Raw genomic sequence first — 21,064 nt, forward strand, 5'->3', positions numbered from 1 at the left:
TCCAAACGTTGCTGGTGACCTTTGCTGATTCTTGGCGTAAAGCCATGGTCCTATGACTCACAGGACCCTACCCGATCCAAGGCACCTTGCCGGACAATTGATATCAGGCAACCGGGCCGCGCTTGCCCGCGCAATCACGCTCGTTGAATCCAAAAAACCGGAGCATCGCAAGATCGCCCGGGAACTGGTGCAGGAAGTCCTGCCTCAGACCGGCAAGGCGCTTCGCGTCGGCATCACCGGCGTTCCGGGCGCCGGGAAATCGACCACGATCGACACGTTCGGATCCAATCTCACGGCAGCAGGCCAAAAGGTCGCGGTTCTGGCAGTCGACCCGTCGTCCACGCGTACCGGGGGGTCTATTCTCGGCGACAAGACCCGGATGGCCCAGCTGGCTGTCGACCGGAATGCATTTATCCGGCCGTCGCCGTCGGCCGGCACCTTGGGCGGCGTTGCCGCCAAGACACGGGAAACGATGCTCCTGTGCGAAGCCGCAGGATTCGATGTCATTCTCGTCGAAACCGTTGGCATCGGGCAGTCGGAGACAACGGTTGCCGATATGGTCGACTTCTTTCTTGTGCTGATGTTGCCTGGCGCTGGCGATGAGCTCCAGGGCATCAAGAAAGGTGTCCTGGAAATCGCAGATATGATTGCCGTCAACAAGTCCGATGGCGATGGTGCCATCCGGGCAAGAGCTGCAGCTTCGGATTACCGCGCCGCATTGCATATTCTGGCTCCGAAAACGCCGACTTGGAGCCCTCCTGTGATTACGATCTCCGGGCTTGCCAATGAAGGTCTGGACCATATGTGGGAGCAGATCATGGTTTACCGCGAGCGCATGACCGCAAGCGGGGAATGGCAAAAACGCCGTGCAGACCAGCAAGTGTCGTGGATGTGGGATACACTGCAACAACGCCTGATGGAATCTCTGAAAACAAATCAGAAGACCGCCAATCGGCTGAAGACCCTGGAAGCCGATGTGCGCGACGGTACGACCGCCGTGTCCGTTGCCGTTGATGAACTGTCCACCCTCATGGGCTTAAACGATTGATTTAATTTATGAAGAACACTCAAAAAACGATACTTGTAACCGGTTTCACCCCCTTTCCAGGAGCCCCTGTCAATCCGACGCAACTCCTCATGAAACGGCTCCCAAAGCGCCTCGGTGTGCATCAGCACGGTGTCGCTTATCACTTTGATATCCTTCCGACGACCTGGGAAGCCCGATCAAACGTCACGGATCCGCTGCGCCGCGAGGTCCAGCCCGATGCTATTGTGCATTTCGGCGTTGATGGCACCCGGAAGGATATCAATGTGGAGAACCGTGCGGTCAACAAGGCCATTCAAGTCCGGTTCGACAGCGCCGGAAAAGGCCCCGGAAATCCGGAGCTCGACCCGAAGGGCGAACGTGCGCGTACTGCAACTCTTCCCGCCGGGCATCTGGCCACAGCGGCGCGGCAGTCGGGAGCCTCAACAAAGGTGTCTCAGAACGCGGGCACCTACCTTTGCAATGCCACACTGTGGGATTCCATCGGGTCCGGCATCCCGAGCATTTTCGTTCACGTTCCGCCGCTGCCGCGGACGAGATGGGATCCACGCCCGTCCCTTGCCTTGGTCGAGAACGCTGCGGTTAATCTGCTGCAGGAACTCGCCCGCCGGATGCGGTAAAACCGGCAATCAGGTTTTCGGCTTGCGTGACGCAGTCCCGCGCCATCCGGCCGGCAAGCCCAGCGCGTCCCAAAACACGCATTCCGAAGTACAGCGCCAACAGGCCCCGCGCAGTTTCTCCGGCGCGGTTGCTCTCACAATCTGACGGGGTCAAATCATCTTCCAGAGCTTTTTGAAAGGCCGCTTCCAGACGCAGGGCCATAGCCTGCAACCTCTGTTCGATCTCCCCGCCTTGCGCTGCCTTGTCTGCCATGGCGTTACATAAAAAGCAGCCAAGCCGGTCGCCGTCTTTCTCGGCCATATCCGCGATTTTTGTGAGAAGGCTGAGTATCCGGTCACGGCCGGACCCGTTTGCGGGGTTACCCAAAAAAGCAACCGTCGAGGACACGACCTGCCGATCGTAGCGGTCCAGCGTTGCCAGATAGACCGCGTTCTTGTCCTTAAAAGCCTTGTAGAAAGACCCCCTTGTGATCTTCATGGTCTTCAAGAGACGGGCAAGAGACGCTTCTTCATAGCCAAGGTCCCAGAACAGGCTCATGGCGCTGTCCAGTGCTGCATCTGTCTCAAATTCCCTTGGTCTTGCCATCGGTTCGATCAGCCTCCTTCAGCTGCCTCACAAACATCGGCACCTTTCCGGCCGTTTGCAAGGATGATCGGGAACCGATTGCCCGGTCACCATCATCTTTCAGGTGTGTGCTCTCACGATTTCACAAACCGCTCACTGCTTCGTGCTTTGCAGATGATCACCCGAGTTCCCAATTTGGGCTCACCGGCGAGGGCAAATTTTTTTGACATGTTTGGAACCTTTCGGTTCCTTATTTCCGAAACGAACTCCCTTGCCGATTACCCTGTCTTTCCTTGGAGTTTAAAAAACATGTTTGCTAATCTGATCCGCGGCACCGTTGCTGCTGCTGTTGTTGCCGGCACTCTCGTAACCAGCGCCTTTGCTGCAGGTGTTGATATCAACGCAACCGTCACCGGCCTGGCCCTGCGCGGCGTTGACCCGGTGTCCTATTTCACCAACGGCGCTCCGAAGGATGGCGATTTTTCCATCACGTCGGTCCACAACGGTGCGACCTACCGGTTTACCTCTGAAGAAAACAAAGACCTTTTTGAAAAGAACCCTGAGAAGTATCTGCCGCAATATGGCGGGTTCTGTGCCTTCGGCACCGCGATGGGCGTGAAGGTAGATGGCGATCCGGACCTCTGGAAGATCGTTGATGGCAAGCTTTACCTGAACCTGTCCGAAAGCATCCAGGAACGCTGGAACAAGGACACGGCAGGGTTCATCGAAACGGGCGATGACAAGTGGACTGAAATCGAAAACGTCGATCCGTCCGAACTGTAATAACTACAAGCAAGACCTCGCAGCTGGCGGAGATGGCCTCATCTCCGCCTTTCTCATCCCTGCGCTTCCCGGCCGGCCGATCAGCCTCTTCAGCTCAATGCCGACTTCCTGCGGCTCAATTCTCCCGAGTGCTCATGGAGAAAATGCCGAAGCGCCATGAACAATTCCTTTGCATGGGCCTTGTCGCCACGATCAAGAGCGTCACGAATGTCGTCCTCTATCATGCGCACAATCTTATCCGCGCCCTTTGGTTGATGCAGAAGATAAGCACCGAGAGCTGCCGCCGCGATTTCACTGATGTGTTCATGTTCGGCAAGCGCAAGGATTTCAGCCTCCTCCAGATCGGACATGCCGATGCAGTCCTGAATGGTAATCATTGTTGGATCCTCCACCCATAGCCGCCAAAGACTATCAAACCGCACAGAGTGCGTCAAAATCAGGAACATCACGCACTCGGCACACTGCTTGCTCTTTTGAGACCCAAAACAACCCGATTTTCCGTTTTGGAGCTGATCCGTGCCAAATGACGCCAGAATATGCCCTAAGCCTGTCCTGACCAGCCGGCGGGCGTTCCTTGCTGGGACAGCTTTGTGTCTTTCCGGCACAGCTGCCGGAGCCTCAATGGATGTCGCGGATCTGCGCGGATCGATCGATTCCGCTGACCTTGGTCTGATTCCCAACGCCACGAATGACCAAACCGCACAGTTTCAAAATGCCGTCAACCGGGCTGTCGAACGCGGCCGGGCCCTGTTTCTACCCGCTGGCACCTATCCGGTGGCAAACCTTCGTTTGCCTTCCGGAACACTGATTGTCGGCGTTCCGGGCCGGACCCGCCTCGTTTATCAGGGCGGCGGTGGCCAGCTCATCCGGGCCGAGGGGGTCAGCAATATCGGCCTCACCGGGATTACGTTTGATGGAGCGAACCGTTCGATTGGCGACTTCACGGATGGTCTCTTGCATTTCATTGGCGTCCGCAATCTGGCGATCGACGAATGCGAGATCGCCGGCTCGACCAAATCCGGGCTCCTGCTCGACCGGTGCTCCGGCCGGATCGAGAATTCCCGGATATCTGGGGCTGCTGAGGCCGGTATCCGGTCCAATGAGGCGACCGGCCTCTCGATCATCGGAAACACCGTTACGGACTGCGCCAATGGCGGTATATGGATCCATCGCTGGCAAGATGGCGAAGACGGCACGATTGTCTCCGCCAACAGGGTCGAACGGATCGGCGCGCGTTATGGCGGCACAGGTCAGTTCGGTAATGGCATCAACGTGTTTCGGGCTGCAGGTGTTGTTGTCTCCAACAACAGGCTGGCCGACTGCGCCTTTTCCGCGATCCGCTCCAATGCCGGATCAAACATCCAGATCATCGGGAACTCTTGTTTGCGGTCTGGTGAGACCGCCATTTACAGCGAATTTGGTTTCCAGGGCGCGGTGATAGCCAACAACATCGCGGACGGCGGCACAATTGGCATCTCTATCGCCAACTTCGCTGATGACGGGAGGTTGGCAGTCTGCTCCGGAAACCTTATCCGGAACATCAAGGACACCGGCCCCTATCCGCCGGATGTTGCCGGGTTTGGGATCGGGATTGCCGCCGAAGCCGATACGACGATAACCGGCAACGTCATTGAGGGCGTTCCGAAATACGGCATGCTGCTCGGCTGGGGCCCGTATATGCGCAACATCATTGCATCACAGAATGTCTTGCGGGACTGCAACATCGGGATTGCGGTTAGCGTTGCTGACGGCGTGGGGCCTGCGGTCATTACGAACAACATCGTTCAAGGCGCCAAGCAAGGGTCGATTAACGGGTTTCGCTGGCTTGAGCGCGCGACGGGCGAACTTAACGGAACGTCCGAATTCTCCAATCTGACGGTGCACAGCAACCAGATCTGGGGTTAAGCGGGAGCGTACAGTGGAGTTTCACGCAGGGGTTGGGGAGCCTTCTCCAATGTTTTTTTCTTCTAGTGACGGTTCATAGACCACTACGCAGTTTCGGCCATCGGCCTTTGCGCGGTACATCGCCAAATCGGCCCGGCGCAGAACCATCGATAATGCCCGGTCTTTTTCCAGAACCGGACTGATCCCGAAGCTGGCTGTGTAGTTGAGTTTGTGACTGGATACCGACCTTTCCAAAAAGGCCTGACGCAGTTTCTCCGCAACATTCTGCCCGCCTGATACGGTGGTATTGGGCAAGAATACTGCAAACTCTTCCCCGCCAATCCGACCGAACAGATCGTAGTTGCGAACGAAGCCCATCGTAACCGCAGCACAATCCTTCAGGATCCGATCCCCGATCTGGTGCCCATAGGTGTCGTTCATTTCCTTGAAGTGATCCAAATCGAACATGATCACGCAGGCATCTTCGCCGCCGCGAATGGCGCGGTTCAGTTCCTCGTTTCCGCGTTTCAAGAAAACGCGCCGGTTCGGAGCACCCGTCAAGGCGTCCGTCGACGCCAGTTCTTCGGCCTTTCTTTTAGCCTCTTCCAGTTCGGCAGTCCGCTCACGGACTTTCTGATCGAGCGTGTCTTTGACATGTTCCAGGTGCTGGACCTGCTGGCGAACCTGTTCGCGCGTTGCATGAAGGGTCAGGACCAAGACACCAATCACTCCCAGCAAAAGCTGCGTGTTGATCAGGGTGGTGTTCCTGTCGATACCCTGCAAAGGCCCCTGGCCCAGCGCAGTCGGGACAATGATGCCTCCAATCAAGAACAACAACGCAAAGGAGATATAGATCCGGCTAAGGCGCAGAGAGGCCCACATGAGCAGAACCGGCAAGACCGCGAGTTCAAAACTCTGCATCAGTCCACCGACATCGCTCCAAAACGCGATGTAGATGGCGGACAGCATCAAAAGGAAATTGGCAACCGTTTCAAATCCCGGCAACACGCGTTCTGTTTTGTCGGATAGATAAACTGCAAGCACAAACGGCGTGATTGCCACTACGCCGATCGCATCGCCGGTAAACCAGGTTGCAAATGTATTGCCGTAGTTCTGCGCATCGATAAGACCAGCTGCCAACAGCCCCGAAACGCCGATAAGGGCGCTCACCGCCGCACCGCAGGCCACGCCAACAACCAAAAAGGCGGATGCAGAAGAAACACTTTGAAAGAGGCGAAAGGGGCGGAAATAGCGATGCAGCAAGATGCTGCATCCGACCGACGCCAATACATCGCCAATTCCATTGGAGATGCCAGCGAGCAGCACCTGAACAGCTGAACCAAACGATGAAAAATCAGCATAAGCCCAGACGTTGCCCAGGAATGCGCCGAGGACCACGCCAGGCCAGATATAGGGCCCACGCAAAAGTGCCCAGGTGAGCATCAAACCGGAAGGCATCCAGACCGGCGTAACATTCCCGGGAGGAATGGCAAGCGTCTGCCCCAACCGTGCAGTCAGGACATAAAGCCCTGCCACCAAGGCTATTTCACTGATCCGAAACCAAAAGGTCGGCACACATATGTCTCCCCGGGACAAAGACCCCCACCGGTCCCCACCTGACGTAATCCCGAATACCCTTCAGTATTTTCGAATGCCAAAACCTTTCCATACGCAAAATCACGTATTTCACAAACAATCGGAAATCACCGGTCCTGATTGACCTGGCCACTGGCTTTTTGAAAGCGGCAGACCCTGAGCAACAGAATCTGTTCACTGTCACATCTGACAGTAATCCAGCGTCAGGCTGCTTTGCTGGCGAATCGCAAGGACAGGCAGGACAAACCACCATCCACCTTGCGCGCCTCGTGCGTGGGAAGAACAACAGTCTTGAACCCAGCGGCTTCGATGGCTGCAAGGGTTTTGGGGTACCCTTCCGGCACCAGAACAACGGCGTTCACACGGATCACGTTGGCCGCATAATCTTCACCGTCCGGCACCACGACGACTTTTCGCTCGCCGAAGAAACCGCTCTTCGCCATCACTTCAGTTGCCAGAATGACGCCTTCACCAAGGGTGGAACAGGCAGTCTTGAAGTGGAGCACACCCTCCGGCGTTTCGCAGACCTCCGCGTTGTAACCCCATTCTTTGAGAAGCTGTGCGAACGCATCTGCGCCTTCCCGGTTGGTGCGCGCAGAAAGGCCGATCAGGATCACATCGTCCAGCATCAGGATGTCGCCGCCATCAACATAGCCGCTGCCCGGCAACTCAACGACCTTGTCGAAGCGTGCGTCAAGCGCTGCCCGAATTTCCTTGCCTTCGCCCTCACGGCTTGCCGTACCCGGGCGCAATTGGATAGCGCCTTCTGGTAGACAGAAGGCCGGGTCCTCGACAAAACAACTGTCCGGATAGGATTCCAACTGCGGTAATACGTCGACGGTCAGTCCGGCATCTTGCAATGCCTTGACGTAGAGCTCATGTTCTGCCCGAAAGGCGTCACCGCTGGGATCACCTGTGTCCACAGCCCGCAATCCGGTCGCGACACTGTCTGCCGGCTTGCGGGTGATAGCATGAGTGAAACGATAGGACAGACCGGCGCGCGCCATCATTTTGGAACTCCAATGACAATAACAAACAAAGACCCAGCCATTCGCAGAGCAAATTTGCAAGACGTGAATGCACTGAAACAGTGCATCGATCGCGCCTATGCACCGGTAAAGAAGCGGCTCAGCGGCCTGCCCGATGTTTCCGCAGGGTTAGAATCTGAGATCATAAAGAACGTGGTTTATGTGGCCGAAACCGACGAAATCATCATCGGATGTGCGGTCTTGGCGGTTGATGGCGAGCTGGCTCAGCTCGTCAACATCGCTGTCGATCCGAAATACGGTGGGCGCGGCGCCGGACGAAAACTCATAGAGGTGATCGAAACCCACGCTCGGGACATGGGCGCTATAGAGATCCAGCTCGCAACGCATGTCGGAATGCCGGAAAACGTCGCACTTTACGCGCATCTCGGCTGGTCAGAGATCGGACGCTCTGGCAACAAGGTCCGAATGAGCAAACCAATCTAGGGCCCTGGTCTTCCCAGTCAGTTGGCTGGCAAGGCCCCTTTGAGCATCTGAAGAAACTCTTGGCGCGGCCGGATCACACCTGCCTCCGCACCACGGCGTGTCAGGACCGGCGGGTTGACCAGACCATCCAGGAGCTTTGCCTCTGACTCATCAAGCTCCAGCATCACTTCGAGAACTGTTGCCATCATGACTTCGGCGGCCCGGGTCGCGCCGTCATCACACTTCAAGGCAACGCCATAACCAAGCTCGGGGATGGACGCGCAGAAAACTCCTTCCGCACCGGTTTTCACAAAGACACGTCCGCGGAAGCCTTCCATGACCTTGGTGCAGAAGCGGTCTGCACCGGCCACCATGTAAGGTTCATTGATACAGGCGTCGAATATGCGTTGCGCTGCGTCCTGGCGGAGCGGCTCCAGCCCCTCGCCCGTTCCAAAGGCCGCAAATGCGCGGGCAAAACTGTTCAGCGGCGAAGCATAGGTGGGGATCGAGCACCCGTCGGTGCCGCAAACGTCTTCCGAAACGATGTCGCCGGTCATTTGCTCCATCACGTTCCGGATTTCGCGCTGGACCGGGTGAGACGGCTCAACATAGCCTTTCGTTTCGACGCCCATGACCTTGGCGAGGCCAAGAAAACCGGCATGTTTTCCCGAGCAGTTGTTGTGCAGCCCACAGGGTGTTTCATCGGCCAAAATGAGTTTCGCGGCATCCTCCATCCGCTTGGGCCACTGAGGCCCACATTCCAGATCATCCTCGGTGAGACCCGCCTTCATCAGCATGACCCGCGCAGAATTGGCATGAACCTCCTCGCCATTATGCGATGCGCAGGCAAGCGACAATTCGGCGTCAGAGAGATCGAGGGCCTCGGCGGCACCGGATTCCACCAGCGGGATGGCTTGCAAGGCCTTGATTGCAGAGCGCGGAAAGACTCGAGCGTCAAAATCGCCAACACCGCAAACCAACTTGCCACCGGCATCAACAACCGCAACGCTGCCGCGATGCAGGCTTTCGGTCAACTGGCCACGGGTCACGTCCACAAGGGCAGGATTGGTCATCAAGGTCTCGTTTCGCTCGATCTGATTGGATTGAGATTCTATGCGGATTCGGCGTGTGCCGCAGTCAAAAAGCGCGACAGGCGTTCCAGGGCCTCATCAATCACCGCATCCTGTTTGCAGAAACAAAAGCGAATGAAGCCGGTCGGCGCGTCCGAGCCGTAAAACGCCGACACAGGAACAGCAGCAACACCAGCATCTTTCACCAGGATCTCACAGGCTTCGACATCATTGTCGCCTAGCCCGGTTCCTGCGATTCCGCAGGTCAGGAAATACGTCGCTGCGCAAGGCAATACCTCAAAGCCCAGCGCGGAGAGGCCTTTTGCCATGCGGTCCCGCTTTGCGCTCAAATCATCCGCAAGACCCTGATAGTAGCTGTCATCCTTGCCGATCCCATAAGCCACTGCCTTTTGCAGGTTTGGCGGGGTGGTGAATGTGGTCCATTGGTGGGCCTTCGCAATCGGATCCAGCATAGACGCCGGACCGGTGATGTAGCCGACTTTCCATCCCGTCAAAGAGAATGTCTTGCCGGCCGACCCGATCCGGATCGTCCGCTCGCGCATGCCGTCAAACGTCATCAATGGCTGGTGCTTGTGGCCGTCAAACACCAGATGCTCGTAGACTTCATCGCAGATTGCATAGGCATCATGCTGTTTGCAGAGGTCTGCAATCAGACCAAGCTCGGCGTCTGAGAAAACCTTGGCGGTCGGGTTCATCGGGTTGTTGATCAAAACGGCTTTGGTCTTGTCCGAGAACGCAGCTTTCAGAGCGGCTTCATCCAGATGCCAGTGCGGAGGTGTCACACGGACGCGAACCGCGATGCCACCGGCGCGTTCCACCAGCGGAAGATAACAATCATAAAGTGGCTCGATCAAAACCACCTCGTCCCCTGGAGAGACAAGCGACATGACCGCATCTGACAGGGCCTCGGTTGCTCCTGATGTCACAAGCACTTCGGTTTGCGGATCGATCTCCAGGCCATAAAACCGTTTGTTGGCATCGGCGACCGCTTGCCGCAACTCCGGCAGCCCGAGCATGGGCGGGTACTGGTTCGGCCCATCCATCAAGGCTTTGGCGGCCGTCTCTCGAATGTCTTCAGGTCCATCGACATCCGGAAAGCCCTGACCGAGATTGACGGCCCCATGCGCCATCGCAAGGCGCGACATGGTTTCAAAAACAGTGGTCTGAATGCCGGTGAAAACCGGATTGGTCGACTTCATGATATCCCCGATGTTTGCTCCGGCTTGTTTAGTCTGAATTGGCCGAACCGTCGAGGCCTTCATGGGCAAACCGAACACCGCAGATATTTGACAGCCTTGGGCTGCCCCCTTCAGATGGTTCTGAGCGGAATCGGCACGCGTCGGGCACAAAACGGTGGCCCGGCAGCTCGGGTCGGTTGCTTCCGATTGTTGAGGTAGAAATGTTGAAGTTTATCCACCGCCCTGTGTTGCGCGTTCTCAAGTTTGCCGGGTTCACGGTTCTTGGCGGCATCGTCGCGATCATCGCCGTTGCGATCTTCTATTTGAACAGCCTGTCGGATCTGGAGCCCTGGCACACGGTCCACCTCAACGAGGATTATTCGGCGGACGGGGCCGTCAGCTCCTTCCCCGACTACCTTGCCATGGAGGACCGCCTGTTTGCCGAACTCCAGGACGAGTTGATTTCCAAACTCAGTTTCGGCCCCAAGGATGAAGTCAATCGTTTCCAGCCTGACAGTGTTTCAAATCCGCTGACCTGGCCGTGGAATTGGAACCGGTCGTTCATGATTGAAACCGAAAGCCCCACTGCGTCCGTCTTATTGCTCCACGGCATGTCGGATTCCCCCTACAGCCTGCGAGAAATAGGGCAATCCTTGCATGAAGCCGGGGCCAACGTGCTCGGTCTGCGTCTGCCCGGACATGGCACGGCGCCAGCCGGTCTTCTGGAAACCAAAGCAGAGGACATGATTTCCGCGACCGCGCTCGCTGCCAGGCATTTGAAGGCGATGCAGCCGGACAAACCGCTTTATGCGGTTGGCTACTCCAATGGCGGCGCCCTTTCGGTCGTGCACGCACTCCGGCAGTTGGAGGACCCGTCTCTTGCGAAAATCGACCGGATTATCCTCTTGTCCCCCGCGATCGGGGTCACACCGGCTGCGGCCTATGCGCCAATCGCCATTCAGCTCGGGCACATTCTGGGTGTCCAGCGTCTTGCCTGGAGTTCTCTCGGACCGGAATACGACCCTTACAAATACACGTCCTTTGCCATCAATGCCGGCTATGTCACCCATCAGCTGACGATGGAGATCCGATCGCGCATGGATGCGGCCACGGCGGATAGATCGGTTGCCGCTCTGCCACCAATCCTTGGATTCTCATCTGCAGTCGATGCGACCGTGATCACCCGGGACATGATTTCAAATCTCTATGCCAAGCTGTCTGACAACGGATCGGAACTGCTCTTGTTCGACACAAATCAGTTTCTCACAAAACGTCCGTTGCTCTCCGATGATGCGGCAGATTTTCTGGACCCGCTTGTGACAGACACAGCCCGCACCTACACCTTGCGCGTTATCACCAACGAAGAGCCATCAGACCGGAAGACAGTCTTGAACACGTATGTTCCCGGCACCAACAACCCGGCTGTGCAACGCCTTGATCTGTCCTGGCCGCGCGGCGTTTTCTCGATGGCACACATCTCGCTCCCCTTCTCCGCAGAAGACCCGCTCTACGGCATAATCCCGCAGCCGGAGATTTCCAGGCTTCAGCTGGGCGCACTTGCGCTGCGCGGGGAACGCGGGATTTCAGAAATTCCAGCCGGTGACATGCTGCGCATGCGATGGAACCCATTTCATTCAATCATGATGTCGGAAACACAGAGTTTCTTGGGGCTCGGCGCTGAGGATTGAAGCTGTTGAACCTAGGCCGTGTGGACGAATTGGAGATGCATTTCGCCGGGATTTGCATCGTTCAAGATCAAGGAAATCCGGTGATGGTGATGCTTGTGCATCATCAAGACGGATTTGCGCTGGAATTGAGCAATGCAAACACGGCCCAAAGGGTGCGACAAGTGCCGGCGATCTGGCACCGCCGGTCCCTTGACCGTATATCGGTACGCTCTGCAGGACCGCCGCCGCCATATCTTGGCACTTGTCTCACGAAATACGTCGCCAATTCGTCCACACGGCCTAACGTTCCATCGTGTGCGTTATTTGTATCCGCCCCTCTTTCAATTCGGTCAGCAGCCACTCGATCCGTGGCACCAGCGCGCGATGGCGCCGATTTAGGTAGTGATAGAATTCGACCGAACGAAGCTGTTTTGAGCCCTTGTAGATCCGCCCATTGCCAACGGTTTGCATGACGGTATCACCGGGATTTTCGGCAGCGATTACGATGTCCAAGCGATCCAACTCCAGCATTTTGAACAGCATGTCAGGGCTCTCAACGGGCGTGACGTCCGGGAGTTTTGCGGTCATGCGCTGTGCGAACAATGCACCATCAACATACCCGACCCGGTAGCGGCCCATCTCGTCCAGCGCCAGTCCTGCCAGTTGCGGATCATTTGTATAAGCATAGATGGGGAGGGAAATAACCGGGATCTCGACCCGGACAATCTCGGTAAAGTGGTCCCCGACCTGCCGGATTCTCAGCAGTTCGCCATCTGCTGCGCCGCTTTCGACCTCTTGGATGGACCGGTTGGGTGTAAGGTAGAGCACGGAAAACTGTACGCCAATCGCAGCATAGGCCTCCCGGAGCAGCCTCAGCCCCTCCATATTGTGGCGCATCCCCTCAACGGCGGTAAACTTGAAATAGGTCTCCGACGTGGCACGGTCTGATAGCCCTATGATCAGCGGCAGGACAATACAGACGGCCCATAGAAGTTTTTGCAAACAATCATTTCTTGTCACGCGCAGCTCCTCTCAAAGAGCCCAGAGGCAAGTATTTAAAATAATATCGCTTAAATTGCAGTATATGATTTTTTCTACCTTACGTAAATTTCCAATATCTCACTGTTGGCCACCGGCAGGCTCGGCGCACATTAAAAATTCATTTAACATTCCCTTCATGGGCCACTCTTATGTTTTTCTTCAAATGGGTCACAACCGGCAGCCCCTGTCGGGATCTCATACCGGAGGATAGATTATGCTTGGCGTTATCATCGGCTTGGTCGCCATCGTGCTGGGAGCCAGTGCGTTGCTCAGGCGAGGCGGTCCGGCTGCCGGCAGTTCCCGGGTGTCCAAGATCCTTACAGGGAAGCCAGTCGGCGTTTTTCTCGTGCTAATTGGCGGCTTCATGCTGATGTCGACGTCTTTCATTTTCGTCGATGCCAACAGCGTCGGTCACCTCAAACGCATCTACGCTTTCAAGGAACTTCCCCAAGGCCGGATAATCGCGCTTGAGGGCGAAAAGGGCCCGCAAGCCCAGATCCTTGGCCCAGGCTTCCACTTCATCCCGTTGGTTCGCGTTATCTATGATTTTGAGGAGTGGGATGTCATCTCCATCCCGGAAGGCTACTACGGCCAGCTCACAGCGCTGGACGGCGACGCCATGCCATCGGGAATGTTCATGGCGCCCGCGATCTCAGACTCAGAGGTCGGCGACATGCTCAAGGCAGAGAGCTTCCTTACAAAGGGGGGGCTGCGCGGTCCGCAGGAAACCGTCTTGAAGCCGGGGCAATACCGCCTCAACCGGTATCTGTTTGACCTGCGCCTTGATGAAAACACGAATGCAACCATCATCCCGGCAGGACATGTCGGTGTGGTAAAATCCAATGTCAGCCAACCCGGCATTAATTGTGTTGAGGAAGAAGTCTCTGCCTCAACGGCCTCGCGTGAAGCCCTAACAGTTCCGCTGGTTCCGCGCGGCTGCGTCGGCATCTGGAAAGAACCCCTCTTTCCTGGTGCATACTACCTCAACCGTCAGGCCTATGAAGTCACGCTGGTCGACACGCGGGTGCAGACCTGGGAATACAAGGGCGGATATACCAAACGCATCATCGACCTATCCGTAGACCAGCAGGGCAACATTCAGCAGAATGAGCGTTCGGTTCAGGAACGCATTCCGGATGATGCGGCTGACCGGGCCGTTTATGTCAAAGTCGAAGGCTGGGATATACCACTGGAACTTCGCGCGCTCGTGCAAGTTGACCCAACAAACGCTCCGGTGGTGGTTGGCTCGGTCGGCGGTTTGGGCGAGATCGAGAACCGTATTTTGACACCAGCAATCCGGTCGATCGTGCGCAACGTCGCAGGCGCCTCCATCCGGGTCCCGGACAAGAACGCTGATGGAACGCCCGTCGAACCGGCTCAGTTCACCGTGCGCCCGACACGGGTTTTGGACCTCATTGAAAACCGCGATGCGCTTGAGCAGACCATTGAGCAACAGATCAAGATTGAAGGCAACAAGGCCGGCGTGAACATCCGTGAAATCCGGCTCGGTGAACCGGCCATCCCGCCGGAACTTCTGGTGTCCCGTCTCCGGGTTCAATTGGCCGACCAGCTCTCAACCGCCTATGAACGCGAAACGGACGCGCAGCAAAAACGGATCGAGACCGAACAAGCCCGATCAACCGCCGACGAGCAACCCCGTTTGGTGGAAGCCCAGATCGCTGTGCAGGTCGCCAACCAGCGCGAACAGGAACGCGCGGCTCTCGGACGGGCAGAACGTCAATATCTGGAGGAACTGGCCCGCGGTCAGCGCGCGCAAGTTGACGTTCTCGGCCAGGACCGGGTTGCGCTCTTGCAAGCACTTGAAAAGCTCCTGACATCCCTGGAACGCAAACCGGAACTCGTCGGCCTCGTCGGCAAACTCGTGCCGAACACTGTTGTGGGTGGTGACGGTGCGGGCCTCGCCGGAGCAGCTGCTCTTCTGGGGGCCAGTATTGGTGGGCAATCCTCTGCTTCGGGAACACCGCGGACGCCTTCGCAATAGCGCCCGCTGGATTGGAGGCCGGGCGTATTAGTTTGACACGCTCAGGCCTTGGCCTCCTGACCACATCTAGGAATGATGATCCTTGTTTGTTTCAAGACATCGACTTCGCCGCAAACGCCCCTATCATTGTCCAAAAGCATTCTTGTTGCCGCATTAGACTGGACCTTGTTTGGCAGAACCTGCGCCGCCTAACACACAAAGAGCCGTTTTCCGCAGGGATCAGGCTTCAGCCGAGGAGATGTCGCGCCTCGAGACCGCTGAACGGGCCGGGCTCAAGCTTGCTGTCCTGTGCCGAACCGCGGTCATTGGGGTCAGTGCTGTCTATTGGGTTGCAGCAACAACCCTGATCGGGGCCTCGGTCTCTCTCACCGCCATGGGCATATTGGCCAGCCTCACGATCTATGGAGTGATCGCGTATTTTCTCATCGGAACGCGCCTAGACCGCTGGTGGCTCAAGTATACGATTTACACCATCGACATCCTCGCCGTTTGCGCAGCCTTCGCCCTCCTCCCCCTCCGCCAGGGCCAGGACATTCCGCAAATCATCGCGTTCCGGGCCTATGGCATTCACTTCCTTTTTCCGCTGATCGCCATGGCCTGTCTTTCGTTGTCCTGGCGTCTGGTTTTGTGGAGCGGTTTTGTCGCTTTGGCAGGCTGGTTCACTGCCTACTGGTGGGTCCTGCAGGACATGCCGCGCATCATCGAATGGCGTGACTTTCCAGACGATCCAACCACTGCAGACTACGAAACCCTGTTCCTGTCGACGGAGTTTGCGGGCACCGGAAACCGGACCGGGGAAGCCGGCATGTTGTTCCTCGCCTCAGCCGTGCTGGCTCTTGCGGTCTATCGGGCACGGCGCGTGTTTTTTGCGCAGCTCAGAGCCGAGCAAGCGCGCGAGGAGGCGCAAGCAACTAGAGAGCGTGCAACTAGCGTTCTTGGAAAATACGTCCCGGAGGCTGTGGCGATGCGCCTGGTTAACGACACTCAGGCGATGGTCCCGCAAGAGGTACACGGCGTTGTTTTGATCGCTGACATTGCCGGGTTTTCCGACTTCGCGTCCGGCAAGCCTCCGACCGAAGTGATCGGACGATTGAACGACTTCCTCGATCTGGCGGCAACGAGCGTTGCCACACATAACGGTGTGGTCATTCTGTTCACCGGCGATGGATTGCTGGCAAGCTTCAATACCCCAATTCCGATAGAAACCCCGGAACGCGCCGCTCTGGCTTGCGCCCGAGATCTGGTTGCCCATGCCCATTCCGAAGGGTTCCAATTGCGCGTGGGGCTTGCCAGTGGCCCGCTGGCGGCCGGCAGCGTCGGCTCTTCCGAGCGCCAGGCGTTCACCGTTTACGGCGAAACCGTCAACCGGGCGGCCCGGCTTGAGGCCTTGGGCAAAGAACTCAAGGCAGCAATCATCGCGGATACCGGCGTTGCGCAAACGTCAGATGAAATAGAACTGACCCTTGCCGGTGAACACCAACTCAAGGGTATTCCCGGCAGCTGGCCAATCTGGACGTGGCGTCCGGACTGATCCGCCGGAGGACAGCAGAACAAAAACTAATCGGCGCTAGGGTGGCCTTGACCGGTGATCATGGCTTCTAGAGCGGTCTCCACGATTTTCTCCAACTCACCGCTACCCCGCATTTCTGCCAGAATAGCGGCGAGTTGCGGTACGAGGTCCGCTTGTTTTTCATGCAAATAATGAAACATCGGTTCCACTTGGAACGGCCGCCCCAGGGGAACTACGTCGGTTAGACCGAGTTCGGCTATGGCCAGCGCACCGTCGATTTGATCACTGACGACCGCATCGAGACGGCCAGCCGCGAGGAGACGAAAAAGCTCGGTCTCCGATTGCCCGGCCCACAAGTTCTCAAAACCTTGTGTGAACTGTTCCGCTTGAACAATACCTTCCAGATAGCCCACACGCAGCTTCGCAAGATTTCCAGTTACAATCTGATCTTTATCGGCGGCGCGCACATAGACGACCCCTTTCAATTCCATGTTAGGGACCGGCACTTGCACCAAGGTAGGATAGTGCTCTTTGACTGCACCAATACGGACGAGCTCACCATCAACCTTGCCGCTCGATGAAATCACCAGAGACCTGTTTCCAGACGTTGGATAGATCTCGACCGGAATGCCCAAGCGCTCATAGGCTTGTGTCATGATGATCTCGGCGATCTTAGTCAACGGCGAGTTTTCGATCGTCGAAATCACGAGCGTGTCCTGCTCTGCCTGAGAAGGAAAAGCCCAAACCAACACCACAAAGCAAAATGCATAGAAACGACACAACATAAACTTCGTATTCCGCCGCACCAATTTCCGTTTCGTACAATAAGATTAAAAACCACAAAAAAGATAATGATTTCAAAATCCAAGCTCTTGCTGAAATACTTCCCGAATTTCTAAGCATTTCTTACAGGGAACATTTGTTGAAACCGGCGCGTTCCCGCCGTTGCATGGCTGACCGGCACCCCGAGCCTTGCTGCGGCGCAATATTTCCAGTAAAAGACAATCAACTTGACTGAGGTCAGTCTGCCGTGGGGGGCCAAACCGCGGCCCAAGACCCGCCAAACACACGCTAGATATGTTGGAGCCCGCCTTGACCGGACGAGCCGAGGCCGTTGCGCCTGTTCAATCGACAAAACTCGATGCTGCGCGCATCAAAACCGAACTCCTTGCCGGGCTCACTGTTGCGCTTGCACTGGTTCCCGAAGCAGTTGCCTTTGCCTTCGTCGCAGGGGTCAATCCCTTGGTCGGCCTTTACGCTGCCTTCTTCGTCGGCCTGATCACCGCCTGCATTGGCGGCCGCCCCGGCATGATCTCCGGCGCAACCGGCGCGCTTGCCGTCGTGATGGTCTCGCTCGTTGCGCAACACGGAGTTGAGTACCTTTTCGCCACCGTTGTGTTGATGGGGATCATTCAGATCGCCGTTGGCGTATTGCGCTGGGGCAAGTTCATCCGCATGGTGCCGCACCCGGTCATGCTCGGCTTCGTAAACGGCCTTGCCATCGTGATTTTCCTTGCCCAGCTTGGCCAGTTCAAGGTTCCGGACGGCGCTGGCGGCCAGGAATGGATGACCGGCTCACAGCTCTATCTGATGCTTGGCCTGATCGTGCTGACCATGGCTGTGATTTACCTGCTCCCCAGATTTACAAAGGCGTTTCCAGCACCACTTGCCGGCATTCTCGTTGTTTCCGGCTTGGTCCTGGGCCTCGGCCTGGATACCCGTTCGGTTGGAGATCTCTCGTCTATTGCCGGCGGTCTGCCGACCTTCCACATCCCGATGGTGCCGCTGAATTTCGAAACGCTGCAGATCATTCTGCCTTATGCGATCATCCTGGCCGCGATCGGTCTGATTGAATCCCTCCTGACGCTGAACCTCGTCGCCGATATGACCAACACCAAGGGCGGCGCCTCCAAAGAGTGCTTGGCTCAGGGAACAGCAAACATCGTCACCGGTTTCTTCGGCGGCATGGGCGGTTGCGCCATGATCGGTCAGTCAATGATCAACGTGAAATCCGGTGCGCGCACCCGTATCTCCGGTATTGCTGCGGCACTGTTCCTTCTGTCCTTCATTGTGGTTGCCTCCTCGCTGATCGAGCAGATCCCGGTTGCCGCCCTTGTAGGCGTCATGTTCATGGTGGTCATTGGCACGTTCGCCTGGACCAGCTTGAAAATTATGCACAAGATCCCGCTGACCGACGCGCTGGTCATGATCATTGTCACGGGCGTCACCGTTTATGCCGACCTTGCCGTTGCCGTTGTGGTCGGTGTGATCATCTCTGCGCTTGCGTACGCCTGGAACGCCGCTAGCCGCATCAATGCAAAGATCGGCAAGAGCAAGGAAGGCTGGAAGGTCTACCGCCTGGAAGGCCCGCTGTTCTTCGGTTCCACAACCGGCTTTGTTGACCTTTTCGATCCGCAAAATGACCCGGAAGACGTTGTTGTCGATTTCATGGACAGCCGCGTCGTTGACCACTCAGGCCTGGAATCAATCGACGCGATCGCCTCCAAGTATCTGGCAGCCGGCAAACGCCTGCACCTCCGTCATCTGTCTCCGGACTGTCAGAGGCTTTTGAACAAGGCCGGCAATCTGGTGGAAGTCTCCGTCCTGGAAGATCCGGACTACGAAATCGCTGTCGATTACGGCCATACGTTTGAAACGCCTGAAAAAGCAAAATAAGAAGCAATGCTTCGGACTGCCGAGCGGTCCGCCTCATTTGTTAGACAGAAACCCCGCAGGGTCATTGACCTTGCGGGGTTTCTTGATTCTAACTCGATGAGACAAGCAGCCCGCGATCAAGAAAGACAAACCAGCACAGTGTCTCACGCCAAAAAGTTTCGCATTACGCCGGCCCTGACGACTGTCTTGGGTCTGTTCGTTCTTTTGACGGCCGGTGCCGTCCTTGTGGTCCAGGCTGTCATTTCCCGAGACGTTGTGCGGGAACTGGGTGGTGAGCTCATCGACAATGGTATGGACGGTCTGGAAGCCGCGGTTGCCGAACAGCTTTATGCGATCCGAAAGACTGCTCGTTATACAGCGCGCGCGCTCGACATGGGGACGCTCAGTTTTGATGACCCTGACACGGCCAAACAGTACCTGTTCGGATCGCTGGCACCTTTGGATTTTGTGTCCTTCACGCTGCTGATTGATGCCGATGGCTCGGGGCTTATGGTTGATCGCGGCCCCGGCGATGGCACGCTCTTATCCGAGACGTTTTCGGTGAACTTGGATGAACCACTTGTTGCCCCGATCTTCAACCGGGCGCGCTCGACCTACTCCTCGTTCTGGAGCAGGCCGATCTTTCTGCCCAGACGGGACAACACGTACCTGCTTTATGTCAAACCGCTTCACGAGGCGGATGAGTATCTCGGCAGCATTATCCTTGGGATGTCACTTCACAGAATGTCGGATATTACCCGGTATCTCTCCGACGATGACGTGACAGTTTTCCTTATGGAAGTGGGTACGACGGAGATCATTGCTCACCCTGGTCTCAATCATCACTTTGAAGAACTCAGCCCAGACAATGTCTTGGTTGACATCGACGATGTACCGGATCATTTCTTGGCAAATTTCTCGGAACTTCGACAGATCGGCAACAGGACTTACGACCTGAATCCACGCGACAAGCTGTATTCAGGTTATGACGAGAACGGTGAAAAACGGTTTCTGGTGCTTGAAGACCAAAACAGCCGCTTTCGGGGGCTGCCAGTACGCATTGGTGTACATTTCCGCTCCGATTTTCTGGAACACTCCATCAATCAACTTTCCAGCGCAGCGATCACCGGCCTCGGCCTTCTAGGCGTGTCTCTTCTTGGCGCCGGTTTTCTGGCGCGCCGGATTGTCGTTCCCGTGAAACGGGCGTCGGCGGCAGCAAAAGATGTTGCAGAACTGAATTTGGCAAAGGTCGAACCTCTGCCTGCCAGTTTGATCCGAGAGCTGGACGACCTGTCTCACGGCTTCAATTCCATGGTCGCTGGCCTCAAGGCCTTTAACCGGTACGTTCCAACGAGCCTGGTCAAACGCCTTCTTCAGGAAGGCAGAACGGAAACCCCACCGGAAGAACGCGAGGTCGCTGTGCTCTTCACCGATATCGCGGGCTATACATCGCTCTCGGAGGGCATGTCGGCGACAGAAACCGCCGCGTTCGTGAACCACCATCTGTCTCTGATCGGGGCTGAAATTGCCAAACAAAATGGCACCATCGACAAGTATATCGGCGACGCGGTAATGGCCTTTTGGGGCGCACCGGAAACGCTTGACAATCCGGCTGAGGCCGCGGCCCAGGCAGCTGTCGGCATCGCGTCCGCGATCCGAAAAGACAACGTGGAGCGGGTGGAACGCGGCGAAAAACCCGTGCGCATTCGCATCGGACTTCATATCGGCCCATTGGTTGTCGGCGACATCGGCGCGCCGGAGCGGGTCAATTACACGGTGATCGGCGATACGGTAAACATCGCCGCCCGCCTTGAAAGCCTCGGCAAGGAAATCGACCCGGCCGCGGATGTAATCGTCATGGCCTCTGACGAAGTTGTTGGCGCCCTAACGCACAACCTGGATATTGAATCCATTGGGCCACACAAGGTAAAAGGCCGGGACGAACCGGTGACCGTTCTGCGGATCCTACCTTAAGC

General features: G+C 56.7%; 18 protein-coding genes. 10 read left to right on the forward strand and 8 right to left on the reverse strand.

Annotated elements, in window-relative coordinates; all coding sequences use genetic code 11:
* Positions 1–52 precede the first annotated feature (52 nt).
* Entirely contained in the window at positions 53–1,048 is a 996-nt protein-coding gene (gene meaB, locus SADFL11_RS11050; protein ID WP_008192175.1) for a methylmalonyl Co-A mutase-associated GTPase MeaB, read from the forward strand.
* Between the two features lie 8 nt (positions 1,049–1,056).
* On the forward strand, positions 1,057–1,665 hold the full coding sequence (locus SADFL11_RS11055) for a pyroglutamyl-peptidase I (protein WP_040451691.1): 609 nt from the start codon (positions 1,057–1,059) through the stop codon (positions 1,663–1,665).
* Here the strand turns inward: SADFL11_RS11055 and SADFL11_RS11060 are convergent.
* Positions 1,628–2,251 carry a TetR/AcrR family transcriptional regulator gene (locus SADFL11_RS11060; RefSeq protein ID WP_008188728.1) on the reverse strand — a complete coding sequence of 208 codons (624 nt, stop codon included), beginning with the start codon at positions 2,249–2,251 and terminating at the stop codon, positions 1,628–1,630. The genes SADFL11_RS11055 and SADFL11_RS11060 overlap by 38 nt on opposite strands.
* 288 nt (positions 2,252–2,539) lie before the next feature.
* Here SADFL11_RS11060 and SADFL11_RS11065 point away from each other — a divergent pair, with 288 nt between their 5' ends.
* Entirely contained in the window at positions 2,540–3,013 is a 474-nt protein-coding gene (locus tag SADFL11_RS11065; RefSeq protein WP_040453083.1) for a YHS domain-containing (seleno)protein, read from the forward strand.
* Positions 3,014–3,102: 89 nt separating this feature from the next.
* On the opposite strand, the gene SADFL11_RS11070 is transcribed toward SADFL11_RS11065, so the two are convergent.
* Positions 3,103–3,390, reverse strand: coding sequence for a hypothetical protein (locus SADFL11_RS11070; protein ID WP_008195792.1), 288 nt, complete (start codon positions 3,388–3,390; stop codon positions 3,103–3,105).
* Between the two features lie 175 nt (positions 3,391–3,565).
* Here SADFL11_RS11070 and SADFL11_RS11075 point away from each other — a divergent pair, with 175 nt between their 5' ends.
* Positions 3,566–4,918, forward strand: a complete 1,353-nt coding sequence (locus SADFL11_RS11075) for a TIGR03808 family TAT-translocated repetitive protein (RefSeq protein WP_040453081.1) — start codon at positions 3,566–3,568, stop codon at positions 4,916–4,918.
* Between the two features lie 21 nt (positions 4,919–4,939).
* Here the strand turns inward: SADFL11_RS11075 and SADFL11_RS11080 are convergent, their stop codons facing one another.
* A complete protein-coding gene (locus tag SADFL11_RS11080; RefSeq protein ID WP_040451690.1) occupies positions 4,940–6,472 on the reverse strand; it encodes a sensor domain-containing diguanylate cyclase in 1,533 nt (510 codons plus the stop codon).
* Positions 6,473–6,696: 224 nt separating this feature from the next.
* A complete protein-coding gene (locus tag SADFL11_RS11085; protein WP_085955876.1) occupies positions 6,697–7,503 on the reverse strand; it encodes a dimethylarginine dimethylaminohydrolase family protein in 807 nt (268 codons plus the stop codon).
* Positions 7,504–7,515: 12 nt separating this feature from the next.
* On the opposite strand from SADFL11_RS11085, the gene SADFL11_RS11090 reads away from it, so the two are divergent.
* Positions 7,516–7,965, forward strand: a complete 450-nt coding sequence (locus SADFL11_RS11090; RefSeq protein WP_008193833.1) for a GNAT family N-acetyltransferase — start codon at positions 7,516–7,518, stop codon at positions 7,963–7,965.
* 17 nt (positions 7,966–7,982) lie between these two features.
* Here SADFL11_RS11090 and SADFL11_RS11095 read toward each other — a convergent pair whose 3' ends face one another.
* Positions 7,983–9,017 carry an asparaginase gene (locus SADFL11_RS11095; RefSeq protein ID WP_008190072.1) on the reverse strand — a complete coding sequence of 345 codons (1,035 nt, stop codon included), beginning with the start codon at positions 9,015–9,017 and terminating at the stop codon, positions 7,983–7,985.
* Between the two features lie 38 nt (positions 9,018–9,055).
* Complete coding sequence (locus tag SADFL11_RS11100) at positions 9,056–10,234, reverse strand: aminotransferase (protein WP_040453079.1); 1,179 nt, start codon at positions 10,232–10,234, stop codon at positions 9,056–9,058.
* Between the two features lie 200 nt (positions 10,235–10,434).
* Between SADFL11_RS11100 and SADFL11_RS11105 the strand changes: the two genes are divergently transcribed.
* Entirely contained in the window at positions 10,435–11,901 is a 1,467-nt protein-coding gene (locus SADFL11_RS11105; protein ID WP_050776063.1) for an alpha/beta hydrolase, read from the forward strand.
* A gap of 279 nt (positions 11,902–12,180) precedes the next feature.
* On the opposite strand, the gene SADFL11_RS11110 is transcribed toward SADFL11_RS11105, so the two are convergent.
* Complete coding sequence (locus SADFL11_RS11110) at positions 12,181–12,900, reverse strand: hypothetical protein (RefSeq protein WP_008192123.1); 720 nt, start codon at positions 12,898–12,900, stop codon at positions 12,181–12,183.
* A 235-nt stretch (positions 12,901–13,135) separates the two neighbouring features.
* Here SADFL11_RS11110 and SADFL11_RS11115 point away from each other — a divergent pair, with 235 nt between their 5' ends.
* Together SADFL11_RS11115 and SADFL11_RS11120 are read left to right on the forward strand one after the other, a co-directional pair.
* Entirely contained in the window at positions 13,136–14,923 is a 1,788-nt protein-coding gene (locus SADFL11_RS11115) for an SPFH domain-containing protein (RefSeq protein WP_008190213.1), read from the forward strand.
* Between the two features lie 238 nt (positions 14,924–15,161).
* On the forward strand, positions 15,162–16,454 hold the full coding sequence (locus tag SADFL11_RS11120; protein ID WP_008194627.1) for an adenylate/guanylate cyclase domain-containing protein: 1,293 nt from the start codon (positions 15,162–15,164) through the stop codon (positions 16,452–16,454).
* A 26-nt stretch (positions 16,455–16,480) separates the two neighbouring features.
* On the opposite strand, the gene SADFL11_RS11125 is transcribed toward SADFL11_RS11120, so the two are convergent.
* Positions 16,481–17,140 carry a substrate-binding periplasmic protein gene (locus tag SADFL11_RS11125; RefSeq protein ID WP_167578979.1) on the reverse strand — a complete coding sequence of 220 codons (660 nt, stop codon included), beginning with the start codon at positions 17,138–17,140 and terminating at the stop codon, positions 16,481–16,483.
* Positions 17,141–17,510: 370 nt separating this feature from the next.
* On the opposite strand from SADFL11_RS11125, the gene SADFL11_RS11130 reads away from it, so the two are divergent.
* Together SADFL11_RS11130 and SADFL11_RS11135 are read left to right on the forward strand one after the other, a co-directional pair.
* On the forward strand, positions 17,511–19,109 hold the full coding sequence (locus SADFL11_RS11130; protein WP_008195142.1) for a SulP family inorganic anion transporter: 1,599 nt from the start codon (positions 17,511–17,513) through the stop codon (positions 19,107–19,109).
* Between the two features lie 138 nt (positions 19,110–19,247).
* Complete coding sequence (locus SADFL11_RS11135; RefSeq protein WP_040453073.1) at positions 19,248–21,062, forward strand: adenylate/guanylate cyclase domain-containing protein; 1,815 nt, start codon at positions 19,248–19,250, stop codon at positions 21,060–21,062.
* The last annotated feature ends 2 nt before the right edge of the window (positions 21,063–21,064 follow it).

The sequence above is a fragment of the Roseibium alexandrii DFL-11 genome (genome assembly GCF_000158095.2).
Classification (GTDB): domain Bacteria; phylum Pseudomonadota; class Alphaproteobacteria; order Rhizobiales; family Stappiaceae; genus Roseibium; species Roseibium alexandrii.